This window comes from Streptomyces sp. 7-21 (genome assembly GCF_016741785.1).
Lineage (GTDB): Bacteria > Actinomycetota > Actinomycetes > Streptomycetales > Streptomycetaceae > Streptomyces.
Map to the genome: position 1 here is coordinate 165277 of NZ_JAERRL010000006.1, position 16801 is coordinate 182077.

The 16801-nt window shown below is 75.3% G+C and carries 14 protein-coding genes; 8 read left to right on the top strand and 6 right to left on the bottom strand.

Going from position 1 to position 16801, the window contains the following annotated elements:
* Positions 1-141: 141 nt before the first annotated feature.
* Together JK356_RS10075 and JK356_RS10080 are read left to right on the top strand one after the other, a co-directional pair.
* Positions 142-1767 carry a PucR family transcriptional regulator gene (locus JK356_RS10075; RefSeq protein ID WP_201867281.1) on the top strand — a complete coding sequence of 542 codons (1626 nt, stop codon included), beginning with the start codon at positions 142-144 and terminating at the stop codon, positions 1765-1767.
* A gap of 154 nt (positions 1768-1921) precedes the next feature.
* Positions 1922-2758: a hypothetical protein gene (locus JK356_RS10080; protein WP_374100637.1), complete on the top strand. Its 837-nt coding sequence runs from the start codon at positions 1922-1924 to the stop codon at positions 2756-2758.
* Positions 2759-2802: 44 nt separating this feature from the next.
* On the opposite strand, the gene JK356_RS10085 is transcribed toward JK356_RS10080, so the two are convergent.
* Entirely contained in the window at positions 2803-3498 is a 696-nt protein-coding gene (locus JK356_RS10085) for a GntR family transcriptional regulator (RefSeq protein WP_201867282.1), read from the bottom strand.
* 203 nt (positions 3499-3701) lie between these two features.
* Here JK356_RS10085 and JK356_RS10090 point away from each other — a divergent pair, with 203 nt between their 5' ends.
* Positions 3702-4553 carry a (2Fe-2S)-binding protein gene (locus JK356_RS10090; RefSeq protein WP_201867283.1) on the top strand — a complete coding sequence of 284 codons (852 nt, stop codon included), beginning with the start codon at positions 3702-3704 and terminating at the stop codon, positions 4551-4553.
* Between the two features lie 175 nt (positions 4554-4728).
* Positions 4729-5742, top strand: a complete 1014-nt coding sequence (locus tag JK356_RS10095; RefSeq protein ID WP_201867284.1) for a DUF2637 domain-containing protein — start codon at positions 4729-4731, stop codon at positions 5740-5742.
* On the opposite strand, the gene JK356_RS10100 is transcribed toward JK356_RS10095, so the two are convergent.
* The 5 genes from JK356_RS10100 to JK356_RS10120 all read right to left on the bottom strand — a co-directional run bounded on the left by JK356_RS10100 (position 5735) and on the right by JK356_RS10120 (position 11948).
* Entirely contained in the window at positions 5735-6214 is a 480-nt protein-coding gene (locus JK356_RS10100) for a methylated-DNA--[protein]-cysteine S-methyltransferase (protein WP_201867285.1), read from the bottom strand. The two genes, JK356_RS10095 and JK356_RS10100, sit on opposite strands and share 8 nt — an antisense overlap.
* Positions 6214-7692, bottom strand: coding sequence for an AlkA N-terminal domain-containing protein (locus JK356_RS10105; RefSeq protein ID WP_201867286.1), 1479 nt, complete (start codon positions 7690-7692; stop codon positions 6214-6216). The genes JK356_RS10100 and JK356_RS10105 overlap by 1 nt, the downstream gene beginning before the upstream one ends.
* 68 nt (positions 7693-7760) lie before the next feature.
* Positions 7761-8225: a PPOX class F420-dependent oxidoreductase gene (locus tag JK356_RS10110; protein ID WP_201867287.1), complete on the bottom strand. Its 465-nt coding sequence runs from the start codon at positions 8223-8225 to the stop codon at positions 7761-7763.
* A 122-nt stretch (positions 8226-8347) separates the two neighbouring features.
* Positions 8348-10756, bottom strand: a complete 2409-nt coding sequence (lon, locus tag JK356_RS10115) for an endopeptidase La (RefSeq protein WP_201867288.1) — start codon at positions 10754-10756, stop codon at positions 8348-8350.
* A gap of 298 nt (positions 10757-11054) precedes the next feature.
* On the bottom strand, positions 11055-11948 hold the full coding sequence (locus JK356_RS10120; RefSeq protein ID WP_201867413.1) for a helix-turn-helix transcriptional regulator: 894 nt from the start codon (positions 11946-11948) through the stop codon (positions 11055-11057).
* Between the two features lie 186 nt (positions 11949-12134).
* On the opposite strand from JK356_RS10120, the gene JK356_RS10125 reads away from it, so the two are divergent.
* The 4 genes from JK356_RS10125 to JK356_RS10140 all read left to right on the top strand — a co-directional run bounded on the left by JK356_RS10125 (position 12135) and on the right by JK356_RS10140 (position 16762).
* Positions 12135-13808 carry an acyl-CoA dehydrogenase family protein gene (locus tag JK356_RS10125; RefSeq protein WP_201867414.1) on the top strand — a complete coding sequence of 558 codons (1674 nt, stop codon included), beginning with the start codon at positions 12135-12137 and terminating at the stop codon, positions 13806-13808.
* Positions 13809-14123: 315 nt separating this feature from the next.
* A complete protein-coding gene (locus JK356_RS10130) occupies positions 14124-15821 on the top strand; it encodes a nitrite/sulfite reductase (RefSeq protein ID WP_201867289.1) in 1698 nt (565 codons plus the stop codon).
* On the top strand, positions 15818-16030 hold the full coding sequence (locus JK356_RS10135) for a hypothetical protein (RefSeq protein ID WP_201867290.1): 213 nt from the start codon (positions 15818-15820) through the stop codon (positions 16028-16030). The genes JK356_RS10130 and JK356_RS10135 overlap by 4 nt, the downstream gene beginning before the upstream one ends.
* A 12-nt stretch (positions 16031-16042) precedes the next feature.
* On the top strand, positions 16043-16762 hold the full coding sequence (locus JK356_RS10140; RefSeq protein WP_201867291.1) for a phosphoadenylyl-sulfate reductase: 720 nt from the start codon (positions 16043-16045) through the stop codon (positions 16760-16762).
* Positions 16763-16801 lie beyond the last annotated feature (39 nt).

Below are 16801 nucleotides of genomic sequence, written 5' to 3' on the forward strand. Positions count from 1 at the left end.
CGGAGGGGCGTGTCCTGCCATGACAGCGGATGCGGGCGCGGCGGCGGCAGTCACCGAAGCACCGAAGCACTCCGCCGGGCGGCCCGCTCCTTCTGTAGCTTCGTACGACGCGGGGAGGCGGGGGGAGAGGGGCGGGGCGGAATGCGAGTGCGCGCGCTGCTGGGGACCGCTGGCCTCGGCCTGACGCTGCTGGCGGGCGAGGCGGCCCTGGACCGGCCGCTGCGCGGGGTGATGACGACGGACCTGCGTGACCCGGGGCGGTATCTGAGCGGCGGTGAGCTGGTGCTGACCGGCCTGGCGTGGTGGCGCGGCCCGGCGGATGCCGAGCCGTTCGTGCGCGTGCTCACGCGGGCGGGTGTGGCCGCGCTGGCGGCGGGCACGGCGGAGTTCGGCGAGGTGCCGCCGGCGCTGACCGAGGTGTGCACGGCCTACCGGCTGCCGCTGTTCGCGGTGGCCGAGGAGGTGAGCTTCGCGACGATCACCGAGCACGTGACGCGCCGGCTGTCGGCGGCGCGGGCCGGGGACCTCGCGGCCGTGGTGGAGCGGCACCGGCGCCTGGTCGCGGCGGGCCTGCCCGGCGGCGGGCCGGGGGCGGTGCTGGGGCTGCTGGGCTCCGACCTGGACCTGGCCGCGTGGGTGGTGTCGGCGGCGGGCGCGCTGGTCGCGGACTCGGGGTGCGGGCCGCTGCCGGAGACGACCGCCGCCCGCCTGGCGGCCCGGCACGCGGCGGCGGAGGCGGCCGGGCGCGCGGCGCCGTTCCACGTCGTGGCGGGCGCGGGCGGGCCGTACTCGCTGTTCCCCGTCGGCGGCGGCCCGGCGTGGGCCCTGGTGGTGCGGGCCGACGCCCGGGAGTGGCACGGACCGCGCCGCGAGCTGATGGCCAGCGTGGCGCGGTTTCTGACGCAGGAACGGGAGCGGCACGAGGCCGGCCGCGCCGCGCCGCGCCGGCTGGCCGGCGAGGTGCTGGCCCTCGCGGCGGCGGACGCGCCGCCGGCGGAAACGGCGGCCCGGCTGCGGGCCGCCGCGACCGTGCTGGCGCCCGGGCTGGCCGCGCCGCGGTGGCAGGTGGTGGCGGCGCGGTGCGGGGGCGGCCGGGACGCGGGCGCTGCGCTGGAGGAGCTGCTCGCCGCGGCGGGCACGCCCGGCACCGCCTGCGCCGACGCCCCGGGCACCGGACCTCAGGCGCGGCCGGAGCGGGCGGCCGGGGCGGCGGAGTGCGGCGAGCAGCTCGCGCTGGTGCCGCTGCCCCCGGCCACCGCGGACGGCCCGGCGCCGCTGCGGGCCGCCGCGCTGCTGCGGGCCGCCCGCGGCCCGCTGACCGCCTGGTTCGGCAGCCGCGGCGGGCTCAGCCTCGGCGTCAGCGCCGCCGTCGCCACCGCCGACGCGCTGTGCGGCGCGCTGACCGGGGCGCGTCACGCGCTGCGGGTGGCGGCCTCGCGCCCGGGGCCGGTGGCGGCGGCCGACGACGGCGATCTGGCCTCGCACGCGCTGCTGCTGCCGTTCCTCCCCGGGGAGGTGCGCCGCGGCTTCGCCGCGCGGCTGCTGGGCCCGGTGCGCGCCTACGACCAGCGCAACGGTGCCGCCCTGCTGCCGACGCTGGCGGCGTTCCTGGCGGCCGACGGCTCGTGGACGCGCTGCGCCGCCGCGCTTCACCTGCACGTCAACACCGTGCGGTACCGCATCGGGTGCGTCGAGCGGCTGACCGGCCGCGACCTGAGCCGCCTGGAGGACCGGGTGGACTTCTTCCTCGCGCTCCGCCTGGCCTGATCCGGTGCGCCGGCCGCCGGCCCGCACCCGCCCGCGGCGGGCCAGCACTTGTGAATTCGTTCACGCAGCCCTCTTGGCCTGCCGCGCTCCCTCGTGCTGAGATGCACTCACCTCACATAGGTGATCGGCTCGATGGCGCGCTGGGGAGGGCATTGTGACGGAGACCGCCATACCTCGTCCGGCCGGGTGGCAGGCCCGGCAGCCTGGGCGAGCGGGCGACGACCCTGCTGCCAGGCAGACGGGGCGGCGCGCCCTGGACGGCGCGGTGTGGCGGCTGCGGTCCCGGGGGTGCTGGGACGACGCGGCCGCGCTGCTGGAGCCGCTCGCGACCGGGGACGCCACGGCGGCGCTGCTGCGGGCGGAGCTGCTGGTGGAGCGGTGCATGTACACCAGCAGCGGCTGGGGCCGCGCCGAAGAGGCACTGCGGGCGGCCGAGTCGCTGTCACGCAGCGACGAGGAACGCGGCGCCGCCGCCTGCGAACGCGGCTACCTGGCCTACGCCTCAACGCTGCTGCGGGTGCGCGACCGCGCCGACGAGGCGCGCGCCGCCCTGGGCCGGGCCGCCGCGCTGCTGCCCCCCTCGTCCCCGGCCAGGCCGCTGCTCGACCTGCGGCGCGGGCTGATGGCCGAACACGTCAGCGGCACTCCGCAGGCCGCCGGCGCCGCCTACCAGCGCGCCCACGACGGGGCCCTGGCCAGCGGCGACGTCCTGCTGGCCTCCTACACCTGGCGCCACCTCGCCGCGCTGGCGCTGCGCGAGGGCGAGACAGGGCAGGCGCGGCACGGGTTCGCCGAGTCGCTGCGGCTGCGGGAGGACGCCGGCTACCTGGTCGGCATCGCGCCCGCGCTGGTCGCGCTCGCGGAAGCCGTGCCCGCGGAGGAGGCCACGCGGCTGCGCGCCGAGGCGGCGCGGCTGTACCGCCTGCTCGACGGCGTGCCCCGGTGGCTTGGGGCGCAGCTCGCGGACCGGGAGCGCCCGGACGGCGACTGATTCCGGCCGGTGACTGCGGCTGGGCCCGGGCCGCCTGTCGCCGGTCAGGCGTCCGGCGACAGGTGGGCACGCGCCAGCCGGCCGGCCGCCTCGGCGTCGCCGCCGCGCAGCGCGTCGAGCAGCGCCGTGTGCTCGGTGGCGTCCCGCAGCAGGGCGTCGCGGTCCGGCAGGCGGCCGTGCGCCGCCGGACTCTGGGCGCGGCGGTGGACGTCCTCGGCGACGAGGACGAGCTGCCGGTTGCCGGTCAGCTGGAGCAGCGCGCGGTGGAAGGCCCGGTCGGCCTCGGCGTACGCGGCCCGGTCGCCCGCGCGCGCGGCCGACACCGTCGCCTCGGCGAGCGGGCGCAGCTCCTCCCACCGTTCCGGGGGCAGCGCGCGGGCCAGCCGCTCCACGGCCGGGACCTCCAGCGCCACGCGCACCTCGGCGAGTTCGGCGGCGTCCCGGGCGGTGCGGCCCGCGACGCGGAAGCCGCGGTTGGGCACCGGCTCGACCACGCCCTCGCTGGCGAGCCGCTGCATGGCCTCGCGCACGGGGGTGGCGGAGACGCCGTACCGTTCGGCCAGCGCGGGCGCCGAGTAGACCTCGCCGGAGGCCAGCTCACCGCTGGCGAGAGCGTCGCGCAGCGCGGCGAGCACCTGGGCGCGCACGGAGTGGCGCTCCGGCAGGGAGCGGGGCCGGACCGGCAGCGGCGGGCGGTCAGCCGTGCCGTGGTCCGCTCCGGGGCCCGTCGCCGAGTCCATCGGGTGCCGCTCCGTCCGTTCCGCCTGCCGCCGCGCAACCGTGCGTGGCGCGGCGGTAGCGAGCACCCTAGTAGGGCCCCCGCGCGCAACGGCAAGCCCCGTCCGGCGCAGCGGCGAAAACTCGCCCCTGCCTCCTGTCCCCCTCCGCGGGAAGATTAGGTAAGGTAAGGCTAACCTGTGTTCGATCGACGAAACGGGGCACCGTGTCCAGATCCGCCTTCCCCGCCGTGCTGCCGGCGTCGCCGTGCGCTCCCGCCTACGAGCGCGCCGCCGCGGTGCTGCCGTCGCTGCGGATCACCGAAGAGACGCCCCGGCACGGCGAGGGCTGGCTCCGGGGCGACGCCCTGGCGGCCGGCGGCGAGGCCCTGGAGCGCTTCCTGGCGTGGGAGGGCGAGCAGGCGGTGCGCTCCCACGGCCGGCCCGCGCGGCCGGATGTGGTGGCGAGCTTCGCGCTCCACCGCTACGCCTGGCCGGCCGGGGTGCTGTTCACGCTGCCCTACTTCCTGCTGCGGCGCGTGCCGCGGATCGGCCTGGCCGACGTCTCGTTCCATCCCGAGGCCGGCCGGATGACGGTGCGGTCGGTGTCGTTCTCCTGCCTGCCGGACGACCCGGCCGCCGGCCACCCGCGGGCCCGGGTGGTGGCGGACGAGGAGGAGCTGCGCGCGGTGGTGCGGCGGGAGGCCGCCGACCACCTCGGCCCGGTGCTTGCCGCGTTCGGCCCCGTGATGCGCCGCCGCGCCCGGGCGCTGTGGGGCATGGCGACCGACGAGCTGACCGAGGGCCTGTGGTACCTCGGGAGCCTGCTCGGCGAGGAGGAGCGCGCCAGGACCGAGGCGAACCTGCTGCTGCCCGGCTCCACCGCCCCCTACGCGGGCGGCGCGGCGTTCCGCGACCTGGCGGGCCCGTCGGGCGAGCGGCTGACCACCCGCGACCGGGTGAGCTGCTGCATGTACTACACGCTGCGCCCGCAGGACACCTGCGTGACCTGCCCCCGCGTCTGCGACGAGGAGCGGGTGGCACGGCTCAGCGGCGGCGCCCCGCGGCGCGACTCCTGACGTCCTCTCTCACACCTCTGCCACGAGAACACCGGATTCTCAGTCAGCTCACCCGTTGGTGTAGGTTTACCGCTCATCAGCTGACGGAGCCTCAGCTACGATCGGCTTCCGCCACGCGGACGGCGGCGTGCAGGCACGCGGGTAAACGCGCAGGGACACGCAGGGAGCTTCCCTCATGACGATGACGGACATACATCTCGGCTGGGTGCTGGCGGGCGCCGTCCTGGTCGGCGGCATGTCGGCGGCGGCCACGCTGCTGGTGCGCGGCCGCAAGGCCGGGACCGACGACGCCGAGAGCGACTCGTGGGAACGGCTTGAGGCCCGCCGCCGCCAGCGGGAGCGCGCCTACGCCGTGGCCTCCTACGCGCTGCTGTTCTGCTGTGCCGGGGTGGCCGCCGCGCTGTCGTTCCAGGGCCTGGTCGGCTTCGGCCGGGAGAACCTCGGCCTCTCCGGCGGCTGGGAGTACCTGGTGCCGTTCGGGCTGGACGGCGCGGCGATGTTCTGCGCGGTGCTCGCGGTACGCGAGGCCAGCCACGGCGATTCCTCGCTCGGCTCGCGGCTGCTGGTCTGGCTGTTCGCGGGGGCGGCGGCGTGGTTCAACTGGGTCCACGCCCCGCGCGGGGAGGAGCACGCGGGCGCCCCGCAGTTCTTCGCCGGCATGTCACTGGCCGCCGCGATCCTCTTCGACCGCGCGCTGCGGCAGACGCGGAAAGCCGCGCTGCGGGAACAGGGCCTGGTGCCGCGCCCGCTGCCGCAGATCCGGTTCGTGCGCTGGCTGCGTGCCCCGCGCGAGACCTACGCCGCCTGGTCGCTGATGCTGCTGGAGAACGTGCGGTCGCTGGACGAGGCGGTCGAGGAGGTGCGCGAGGACCGGCGGGCCAAGGAGGCCGCGCGCGCCCGGCGCCGCGAGCAGCGGCGGCTGGAGAAGGCCCGGCTGCGCGCCGTGAGCAGGCACCACCGGATGCTGGGCCGGGGGCGGCAGCGCAGGGAGCTCGCCGCGGCCGGCCAGGGCACCGGCGCGAGCGGCGGCACGGAGCCCGCCGCGCTCCAGCCGGCGCAGCGGCCGGCGCTCGATGTGCCCTCGGCGGAGCCGGCCGGGTTCACCGACCCCGCCTCGATCGGGCAGGCCACCGGCCGGCTGGACTCCCTGGAGGAGAAACTGGCCCGCATCGAGCGGCAGTTCAGCTGAGCACGCCCTCCAGCGTGAGCAGCCAGCGCTTCCGCTCCAGCCCGCCCGCGTAGCCGGTCAGCGCTCCGCTGGCGCCGATGACGCGGTGACAGGGGCGCACCACCAGCAGCGGGTTAGCGCCCACCGCGCCGCCGACGGCCCGCACCGCGCGCGGGTCGGCGCCCGCCCGCACCGCCAGTTCGCCGTAGGTGACGGTGGCGCCGTAGCCGATGGTGTCCAGCGCCTCCCAGACCCGCTGGCGGAACGGCGTTCCCCGGGCGGCCAGCGGCACGGTGAACTCCTTCAGCTCGCCCGCGAAGTAGGCGTCCAGCTCGCGCACGGCCGTACGGAACGCGCCCGGGTCGCGCCGCCAGCCGGGGCCGACGCGGGCGCCGCCCCGCTGGCCCGGCGCGGACACCGAGGCGAGGGTGCCGGGCTCCTCGGCGGCGAGCAGCAGGTCGCCGAGCGGGCTGGGGTGGATGGTGTACAGCATCACGCGGTCTCCTCGCGGGTGAACGGTGCGTGCCACAGGTGGTGCACGGCGTAGGAGCGCCAGGGGCGCCAGGTCTCCGGCTCGCCGGGCGCGGCTCCGGTCAGGGCCAGGCCGTGCCGGACGCCCGCGTCGCCGGGCAGGAAGACGTCGGGGTCACCGAGCGCGCGCATCCGCACGTACCCGGCGGTCCAGGGCCCGATGCCGGGCAGCGCGCGCAGGCGCCGCTCGGACTCCTCCCGGTCGGCGCCGGGATCGAGGCGGAGCGAGCCGTCGGCGAGCGCCGCGGCCAGGGCACGGAGCGCGGCACGCCGGGCGGCCGGCATGCGCAGCTGGGTCAGCGGAGCCTCGGCGAGGATGCCGGGTTCGGGGAAGAGGTGGGTGAGACCGCCGTCGGGCGCGGGCAGCGGCGTGCCGTACGCGGCGACGAGGCCGGCGCCCAGGGCACGGGCGGCGGCGAGCGTGACCTGCTGGCCGAGCACGGCGCGGACGGCGAGTTCGGCGGGGTCGGCCGCGCCGGGCGCGCGCAGCCCGGGGCGGGCGGCGGCGAGCGGGCCGAGAGCGGGGGACGCCGCCAGCCGGCCGGCGACGGCCCGCGGATCGGCGTCGAGGTCGAACAGCCGGCGGATCCGCTGCACGGCGGTGGTGAGGTCGCGGTAGTCGGTCAGCCGCAGCCGGCACGGCAGCCAGCGGCCGCGGGCGGCCGGGGGCGGTTCGCCGACCTCGGCCACGCCGGTGCCGTGGGGCAGCGCCAGCGACCTGCGGTAGGTACGCGAACCGGGCGCGCCGCACACCTCCTCGACGCCGGCCAGGGCGCGGCGCTGGAGGAAACCGAAGACCTGCGCGGCGTCATACGGGCCGCGGCAGGCGAGCCGGAGGGTGACGCCGGGACCCGGCGCAACCTGGCCCCGGCGGGCGGCGGCCCGCAGCTGGGAGGGGGTGCGGGCGTAGACGCGGCGGATGGTGTCGTTGAACTGCCGGACGCTGGCGAAGCCCGCGGCGAACGCCACGCTCGTGACGGGCATCGCGGTCGTCTCCAGCAGCACGCGCGCGGTGTGAGCGCGCTGGGCCCGCGCCAGCGCGAGCGGGCCCGCGCCGACCTGAGCGGTCAGCAGCCGCCGCACCTGCCGCTCGCTGTAGCCCAGGCCGCGGGCGAGGCCGGCGACACCGTCACGGTCGACGACACCGTCGGCGATCAGGCGCATGGCCCGGCCCGCGGCGTCAGCCCGGGTGTTCCACTCGGGGGACCCGGGCACGGCGTCGGGGCGGCAGCGGCGGCAGGCGCGGAACCCGGCCGCTTGCGCGGCGGCGGCCGAGGGGTAGAAGCGCACGTTCTCCCGCTTGGGGGTGGTCGCGGGGCAGCTCGGACGGCAGTAGACACCGGTGGTCAGGACGGCGGTGAAGAACACGCCGTCGAACCGCTCGTCCCGGCCGCGGACCGCCTCGTACCTGGTGTCAGCCCTGGTGTGTTCGCCTGTCACGCCGTCCAGTGTGCGGCCGCGCGGGGCGCGTCACTGGCGGGTTCCGGACATGGCGGTGCGGGCGGGCGTCAGGGGGCGAGACGGGCGGGGAAACCCCCGGTGGCGACGGGCCCCCAGCGGGTGATGGTGACGCGGATCAGGGACTTGTTCTGGCGGATCATGGCCGCGCGGTACTCGGCCCAGTCGGGGTGCTCCCCCGCGATGTTGCGGTAGTACTCCACGAGGGGCTCGACCGCCTCGGGTACGTCGAGCACCTCGGCCGTCCCGTCGACCTGCACCCAGGGGCCGTCCCACTCGTCGGAGAGGACGATGAGGCTGACGTGCGGGTCGCGGCGGGCGTTGCGCGTCTTGGCGCGCTCGGGGTAGGTAGCGATGACCAGGCGACCGTCGTCGTCGACACCGCAGGTCAGCGGCGATCCCTGAGGGCTGCCGTCGGCACGGCGGGTCAGCAGGACGGCGCGGTGCCGCGGCCGGAGGAAGTCGAGCAGTTCCTCCCGTGTGACGCGCCTGTTCGTCGCGATCGATGGACTCATGGGGCAGCACACTACGCCGCCCGCCGGCGGCCCCGGCCGCGGCCCTCCCGCCCGGCGCGGGGCCGGTACGGGAAGGGCCGGAGAGGGGCTGCCGGCGGGCAGGCCCGGGGCGCCGGCGGGGTTCAGGCGGCCAGCGGCAGCCGCGGCTCGGCGGCGGCGCCCGCCGGCTCCAGCGCCAGCTCGAGCACCTGCCGCACGTCCGTGACCGTGCGGACGTCGAGCCGCTGGAGGATCTCCTCCGGCACGTCGTCCAGGTCCGGCTCGTTCCGCTTCGGGATGATCACCGTGGTCATCCCGGCGCGGTGGGCGGCCAGCAGCTTCTGCTTCACGCCGCCCACCGGCAGCACCCGCCCGGTCAGCGACACCTCGCCGGTCATGGCGACCTCCGGCCGGACCCGGCGGCCCGAGAGCAGGGAGGCCAGCGCGGTCGTCATCGTGATGCCCGCGCTGGGGCCGTCCTTGGGCACCGCGCCGGCGGGGATGTGCAGGTGCACGCTCCGCTCCTTCAGGTCACCGACCGGCAGCTCCAGCTCGGCGCCGTGCGAGCGCAGGTAGGACAGGGCGATCTGGCCGGACTCCTTCATCACGTCGCCCAGCTGCCCGGTGAGGGTCAGCCCGGCGCCGCCGGTCTCCGGGTCGGCCAGCGAGGCCTCGATGTACAGCACGTCGCCGCCCGCGCCCGTTACGGCGAGGCCGGTCGCGACGCCGGGCACGGCCGTGCGCCGCTCCTCCGGCGCCTGGGCCGCCTCCGGGGTGTGGTGCGGGCGGCCGATCAGCTCGCGGAGCCGGTCGGTGGTGACGGTGTGCGGCAGCGGCAGCTGGCCCAGTTCGTTGGCGGCGGCGATCTTCCGCAGCAGCCGCGCCAGGTGCCGCTCCAGGCTCCGCACGCCCGCCTCGCGGGTGTACTCGCCGGCCAGCTTGCGCAGCACGTCCTCGCCGACCGTGACCTCGCTGGCGGTCAGCCCGGCCCGCTCCAGCTGGCGCGGCAGCAGGTGGTCGCGGGCGATGACGACCTTCTCGTCCTCGGTGTAGCCGTCCAGCTGTACCAGGTCCATCCGGTCCAGCAGCGGCTGCGGGATAGCCTCAAGGACGTTGGCCGTGGCCAGGAAGACGACGTCGGACAGGTCGAGCTCGACCTCGAGGTAGTGGTCGCGGAACGTGTGGTTCTGCGCCGGGTCGAGCACCTCCAGCAGGGCCGCCGCCGGGTCGCCCCGGTAGTCGCTGCCGACCTTGTCGATCTCGTCGAGCAGCACCACGGGGTTCATCGACCCGGCCTCCTTGATGGCGCGGACGATGCGGCCCGGCAGGGCGCCGACGTAGGTGCGGCGGTGGCCGCGGATCTCCGCCTCGTCACGGACGCCGCCGAGGGCGACGCGCACAAACTTCCGCCCCATGGCGCGGGCCACGCTCTCGCCGAGCGACGTCTTGCCGGTGCCCGGAGGACCGACGAGCGCCAGGACCGCCCCGCCCCTGCGGCCGCCGATGACGCCCAGGCCGCGGTCGCCGCGCCGCTTGCGCACGGCCAGGTACTCGGTGATGCGGTCCTTGACGTCGGTCAGCCCGGCGTGGTCGGCGTCCAGTACGGCACGCGCGCCGGCGATGTCGTAGGAGTCCTCGGTGCGGGTGTTCCACGGCAGGTCGAGGACGGTGTCCAGCCAGGTGCGGATCCAGCTGCCCTCCGGGCTGGCGTCGGAGGCGCGCTCCAGCTTGTCGACCTCCTTCAGGGCAGCCTCGCGGACCTTCTCCGGCAGGTCCGCGGCCTCGACGCGGGCGCGGTAGTCCTCGCTCTCGCCGGCGGCGTCGCCGTTCAGCTCGGCCAGCTCCTTGCGGACGGCCTCCAGCTGGCGGCGGAGCAGGAACTCACGCTGCTGCTTGTCCACGCCGTCCTGGACGTCCTTGGCGATCGCCTCGGCCACGTCCTGCTCGGCCAGGTGATCGCGCAGCCAGCGCTCGGCCATCCGGAGCCGTTCGACCGGATCGGTCGTGGTCAGCAGCTGAAGGCGCTGCTCGGCGGTGAGGAAGGGCAGGTAGCCGGCGTTGTCCGCGAGCAGGCCGACGTCCTCGATCTGCTGGATCCGGTCGACCACCTGCCAGGCACCGCGCTTGCGCAGCCAGGTGGTGGTCAGCGCCTTGTACTCGCGCACCAGCTCGGCGACGGCGCCGGGCAGCGGGCTGGGCGCGGCCTCCTCGACCGCCGTGCCCTCCACCCACAGGGCCGCGCCGGGGCCGGTGCTGCCGGAACCGATGCGCACGCGGCGCAGGCCGCGCACGAGCGCGCCGGGGTCGCCGCCGGCGAGCCTCCCGACCTGCTCGACCCGGCCGAGCACGCCCATGTCGGCGTACGAGCCCGCGGTGCGCGGCACGAGCAGCACGCGGGGCTTCTCGCCACGGGCCGCGGCCGCCTGCGCCGCCTCGACGGCGGCGCGGACGTCCGTCTGGGAGAGCTCCAGCGGCACCACCATGCCCGGCAGCACCACCTCGTCATCGAGCGGAAGCACCGGCAGGGTGAGCACGTCCAACGATGAATCCATGACTTCTCCCTCGGCAGGCATCTTGAGCTATGTGGACTCAATGCCAGCGAGCCCGCCGATGTTCCCCCGGGTCCGCGCGTTCGCTGTGAGCGATCAGCCACGGCGCGCGCACGGCCTGCCCCCGCCTGGCCGGGACCGGGCGGGCGCGCCGTACCGCTGGAGCTGACCGGCCACCGGAGGGAGAGGACGGCCGGTGCCTTCGCGCGCCGGGGCGGTGCGTGCGGGGCGTGGCCGCCCTCGTGTCCGGGCAGGCCGTCCTGCCGCCGGGGACCGGCCCGGCGCGTGGGGGCTGAGGGCGTCAGGTCTCCCGGCGCACCCGGTGCACGAAGTCGCGGCTCTCCTCGGGCGGCAGCGCCTCCACCACGAGGCGGTTCATCACGTGCCGGTAGTGCTCGATCTCGGCGGGCTTGTCGGGGAAGACGCCGCCGGTGAGCTGCTCCAGGTAGACGACGTCCGGCAGTTCGGCGCCGGGGGGCCGCAGCACGGTGAGCGGCCCGCCGACGCCGGGGTGCCCGCCGACCGAGAACGGGATGACCTGGACGGTGACGTGCGGCAGGTCCGACAGTTCCAGCAGCCACCCCAGCTGGGCGCGCATCCCGGCGCTGCCCCCGAGCGGGCGGCGCAGTGCCGCCTCGTCGATGACGACCCAGACGTGCGGCGGCCGTTCACGGTAGAGCAGCCGCTGCCGGGCCATGCGCAGCTCCACCCGGCGCTCCAGCAGCTCCGGCTGGTCGTGGGCCAGGCGGAGCACGGCCCGGGCGTAGTCCTCGGTCTGGAGCAGGCCGGGGACGAACTGGAGCTCGTAGCTGCGGATGACGCTGGCCGCCTGCTCCAGCCCGAGGTAGACGTTCAGCCAGCTGGGGACGACCTCGTGGTAGATGTGCCACCAGCCAAGGGTGTTGGACTGGCGGGCGAGGGCGAGCAGCGTGGCGCGCTCGGCCTCGTCGGTCACGCCGTACAGGTCGAGCAGGTCAAGGACGTCACGGGTCTTGAAGCCCGTGCGGCCCATCTCGAGCCTGCTGATCTTGGAATGGGAGGCGCGGATCTCCTCGCCCGCCTCTCCCCCGGTGATCTGCCGGGCCTCCCGCAGCTGGCGCAGCCGGGTGCCCAGGATCATCCGGGCCACGGTCGGGCCCGTCTGCGCGTAGTCGGGGATGCGGCGGATGCCGCGCTCGCTCAGGATCTCGTTCATGCTCGTCCCGCCCAGGTCCGCCACGTCGCTTCCATGCCGTAACCGCGAAAGCGCCAACTCTACCGAGTCCTACCCGTCTTGCCGGGGCAGCGACCGGACCTTCACACACCCGGCACGGGCGCCGGCCCGTAGCGCCGCCCGGCGCGCGCGCCTACGGTAGCCGTCATGGGCTCCGACACCCCGGCTGTGGCGCCGGCCACGCACACCGTCACCAACCAGGTCCCGCCGCTGACGGGTTACAACGTGTTCACCGAGGACGCCGCGCTGCGGGAGGCCGTGGCGCGGCACGCCGCGCCGCAGGCCGCCGAGGAGGCGGCCGGTCACCTGACCGCGCTGGGCGCCGAGGCGGGCTCGGCGCGGGCGCAGGAGTGGGGCGTGCGGGCGGACACCCACCCGCCGGTGCTGCGCACCCACGACCGGTTCGGCCACCGCGTGGATGAGGTGGAGTTCGACCCGGCGTGGCACCAGCTGCTGGACCGCGCCGTTGCGGCCGGGCTGACCGACGCGGTCTCGCGCCCGGGCGGGCACGTCACGCGCGCGGCGGGGTTCCTGGTGTGGAGTCAGGTGGAGGCCGGGCACGGCTGCCCGGTATCGATGACGCACTCCGCGGTGCCCGCGCTGCGGGCCGAGCCGGCGCTCGCACAGGTGTGGGAACCCCTGCTCACCTCGCGGGTCTACGATCCGGGGCTGCGGCCCGCGGCGTCGAAGGCGGGTGCGCTGGCGGGCATGGGGATGACCGAGAAACAGGGCGGCTCGGACGTGCGGGCGAACACCACCCGCGCCGAGCCGCTGGCGGAGCCCGGCGCGTACGCGCTGACCGGGCACAAGTGGTTCTGCTCGGCGCCGATGTCGGACGTCTTCCTCGTGCTGGCCCAGGCCCCCGGCGGGCTGACGTGCTTCCTGCTGCCGCGCGTGCTGCCGGACGGCACGCGGAACGCCTTCCGCCTGCAACGGCTCAAGGACAAGCTGGGCAACCGGGCCAACGCCTCCTCGGAGGTGGAGTTCGACGGCACGACGGTGGCCTTCCGCGTCGGCGAGGAGGGCCGGGGCCTGGCGGCCATCATGGGCATGGTGACCGCCACCCGGATCGACTGCGTCACCGGCTCGGCGGCGGTCATGCGGCAGGCGGTGGCGCAGGCCACGCACCACGCCGCGTACCGCGAGGCGTTCGGTGGCCGGCTGCTGGACAAGCCGCTCATGCGCAACGTCCTGGCGGACCTGGCAGTGGAATCGGAGGCGGCGACGGCGCTCGCGATGCGGCTGGCGGCGGCCTGCGACGCGGCGGCGGACGGCAGCGCGCGGGAGCGCCACCTGCTGCGGCTGGCGGTGCCGGCGGCCAAGTACTGGGTGACCAAGCGGTGCACGCCGCTGGTGGCGGAGGCGCTGGAGTGCCTTGGCGGCAACGGGTACGTGGAGGAGTCGGGGATGCCGCGGCTGCTGCGCGAGTCGCCGCTGAACTCCATCTGGGAGGGCTCGGGGAACGTCCAGGCGCTGGACGTGCTGCGGGCGCTGGGCCGCGATCCGGGGGCGCTCGACGCCTTCCTGGCGGAGATCGGCGAGGCGTCGGGGGCGGACCACCGGCTGGACGCGGCCATCAGGGACCTGCTGACGGAACTGTCCGACCTCGCGGCGGCGGAGGGCCGGGCACGGCGGGTGGCGGAGCGTTTCGCCCTGGTGCTCCAGGGGTCACTGCTGGTGCGGTACGCGCCGCCCGCGGTGGCGGACGCGTTCTGCGCCTCCCGTCTGGGCGGGGACTGGGGCGGTGCGTTCGGTACGCTGCCCGCCGGCCTGGATCTCGCGGCCATCGTGGAGCGCGCCCGTCCCAACATCTCGGATGCCGAGACGGGGCTGTCCGAATAGCGGTAGCTGGTGGACTCCGGCGTCACCGCGTGTCACGCTGCCTTCATGTCGCAAGGTGGAATCCCTCTGGCGAGCCGGCGCCACGTCGACTTCGGTCGAATGTCGAGCGCCATGTGTCCGGCGTACTGAACCGCGGCATCGCCGCTTCCCGCCGTCATCGCCGCATCCGCGTGTGCACCACCTCCTGACCGAGCCCGACGCTCTTCGACTGCCGTCCCCGACTGAACGCGCGCCGACTCTGCCCTGACGACCGCGATGGTGCGGCCGTCCCCGCAGGCCAGAGCCGCCCTGGAGCCTGCCGAAGGACCGCTCATCATGCCCGATCACCGCACGACGCCCGCTGCCACGTCCCGTCGTCGCAAGGCCGGCCGCCACCGCGGCGAAGGCCAGTGGGCGGCAGGACACTTCACGCCGCTCAACGCCAACGAGCAGGTCAAGAAGGACGATGACGGTCTCAATGTGCGGACACGCATTGAGACGATCTACGCGCACCGGGGTTTCCACTCCATCGACGGAGCGGACCTGCGCGGCCGGATGCGCTGGTGGGGCCTGTACACCCAGCGCCGCCCCGGCATCGACGGCGGCAAGACGGCCGTGCTGGAGCCGGAGGAGCTGGACGACGAGTACTTCATGCTCCGGGTGCGCATCGACGGCGGCCAGCTCACCACGGCGCAGCTGCGCGTGATCGGTGAGATCTCCCAGGAGTTCGCCCGCGGCACCGCCGACATCACCGACCGGCAGAACATCCAGTACCACTGGATCCGCATCGAGGACATGCCGGAGATCTGGCGCCGCCTGGAGGGCGTGGGCCTGTCCACCACCGAGGCGTGCGGCGACACCCCCCGCGTCGTCATCGGCTCGCCGGTGGCCGGGATCGCCGCCGACGAGATCATCGACGGCACCCCCGCCGTCGAGGAGATCCACCGCCGCGTGGTGGGCAACAAGGCGTACTCCAACCTCCCGCGCAAGTTCAAGACCGCGGTCTCCGGCTCGCCGCTGCTGGACGTGGCCCACGAGATCAACGACGTGGCCTTCGTCGGCGTCAACCACCCCGAGCACGGGCCGGGCTTCGACCTGTGGGTCGGCGGCGGCCTGTCGACCAACCCGAAGCTCGGCGTCCGGCTCGGCGCCTGGGTGCCGCTGGAGGAGGTCCCCGACGTCCACGAGGCCGTGGTGTCGGTGTTCCGCGACTACGGCTACCGGCGGCTGCGCACCCGGGCCCGCCTGAAGTTCCTCGTCGCCGACTGGGGCCCGGAAAAGTTCCGCGAGGTGCTGGAGAAGGAGTACCTGCTGCGGCGCCTGATCGACGGCCCGGCGCCCGAGCAGCCCGTCAGCCGCTGGCGCGACCACGTGGGCGTGCACCGCCAGCGCGACGGACGCTTTTACGTCGGATTCGCGCCGGTCGCCGGGCGCGTGGACGGCGCAACCCTTTCCAAAATCGCGGACCTCGCCGAGGCGCACGGCTCCTCCCGGGTGCGCACCACCGTCGAGCAGAAGATGATCATCCTCGACGTGCCCGGGGACCGGGTCGACTCGCTCACCGCAGGGCTGGAGTCCCTGGGACTGACGGCCACGCCCAGCACCTTCCGCCGCGGCACGATGGCGTGCACCGGCATCGAGTTCTGCAAGCTCGCCATCGTCGAGACCAAGAGCCGCGCCGCCTGGCTGGTCGAGGAGATGGAACGCCGCCTGCCCGAGTTCGACGAGCCGCTGACGATCAACATCAACGGCTGTCCCAACTCCTGCGCCCGCATCCAGGTCGCGGACATTGGCCTCAAGGGCCAGCTCGTCACCGATGCCGACGGCAACCAGGTCGAGGGCTACCAGGTGCACCTGGGCGGCTCCCTGGGCCTCGAGCCGGGCTTCGGCCGCAAGATCCGCGGGCTGAAGGTGACCGCCGACGGCCTGGCCGACTACGTCGAGCGGGTGCTGCGGGCCTACCTGGAGCAGCGCCAGGAGGGCGAGCGCTTCGCCCAGTGGGCCGCGCGCGCCGACGAGGAGTCACTGCGGTGACCGGCAGAGCCGCGCCGTTCTACTGCCCGTACTGCGGCGACGAGGATCTCCGCCCCCACGAGGGGGGACACGACGCGTGGGAGTGCGCGTCCTGCAACCGCGCCTTCCGGCTGGCCTTCCTCGGGCTGCTGGCCAGAGGGTTCGCACGCCCCGGCACGGCCGGAGCACGTCCCCGCACCGGGGACGGCTCGGGCACGGACGCTAGCTGAGGAGGGGTACCCGTGAACTGCACCGTCACCTCTACGGAGCCGTACACAGCGGACGAGCTGCGCACGCTCGCCGAACGGGCCGGACGCGAACTGGAGGACGCCCCCGCGCTGGAGATCCTGCGCTGGGCCGTCCGTACCTTCGGGGCGCGCTTCTGCGTGACGTCCTCAATGCAGGACGCCGTGCTGATGCACCTGGCCTCCCGGGTGGCGCCCGGGGTCGACGTTATCTTCCTCGACACCGGCTACCACTTCCCCGAGACCATCGGCATGCGGGACGCCGTCGCCGCGTCCATGGACGTGAACGTGATCACATTGCGGCCCCGCTTGTCCGTCGCCGAGCAGGATGCCCGGTACGGGCCACGCCTGCACGACCGAAACCCTGACCTATGCTGCGCCTTGCGCAAGGTGCAGGTTCTCGAGGAGGGGTTGCGCGGGTACGATGCGTGGGCCACGGGCTTGCGCCGTGACGAGTCCGTGACACGGGCGGCGACGCCGGTCGTCGGCTGGGACGCCAAGCGCGGCAAGGTGAAGATCTCCCCCATCGCCCGCTGGACGCGCGCGGACGTGGAAAGCTACATCGCCGAACACGGGGTCCTCACCAACCCTCTCTTCCAGGAGGGATATGCCTCGATAGGCTGCTCACCCTGCACCCGTCGCATCCTGGAGGGCGAGGACGAACGGGCCGGCCGCTGGGCCGGTCTGGCCAAGACGGAGTGCGGTATCCACACCTGAAACCGCCCCCCGCAGACACCTGAAGACAGCAGTGACCCC

Bases quoted from the DNA above. Each gene is read 5' to 3' on its own strand.
- lon (WP_201867288.1), bottom strand. From the start codon at position 10,756: ATGGATTCATCGTTGGACGTGCTCACCCTGCCGGTGCTTCCGCTCGAT.
- JK356_RS10095 (WP_201867284.1), top strand. From the start codon at position 4,729: ATGACGATGACGGACATACATCTCGGCTGGGTGCTGGCGGGCGCCGTC.
- JK356_RS10110 (WP_201867287.1), bottom strand. From the start codon at position 8,225: ATGAGTCCATCGATCGCGACGAACAGGCGCGTCACACGGGAGGAACTG.
- JK356_RS10120 (WP_201867413.1), bottom strand. From the start codon at position 11,948: ATGAACGAGATCCTGAGCGAGCGCGGCATCCGCCGCATCCCCGACTAC.
- JK356_RS10085 (WP_201867282.1), bottom strand. From the start codon at position 3,498: ATGGACTCGGCGACGGGCCCCGGAGCGGACCACGGCACGGCTGACCGC.
- JK356_RS10130 (WP_201867289.1), top strand. From the start codon at position 14,124: ATGCCCGATCACCGCACGACGCCCGCTGCCACGTCCCGTCGTCGCAAG.
- JK356_RS10100 (WP_201867285.1), bottom strand. From the start codon at position 6,214: ATGCTGTACACCATCCACCCCAGCCCGCTCGGCGACCTGCTGCTCGCC.
- JK356_RS10075 (WP_201867281.1), top strand. From the start codon at position 142: ATGCGAGTGCGCGCGCTGCTGGGGACCGCTGGCCTCGGCCTGACGCTG.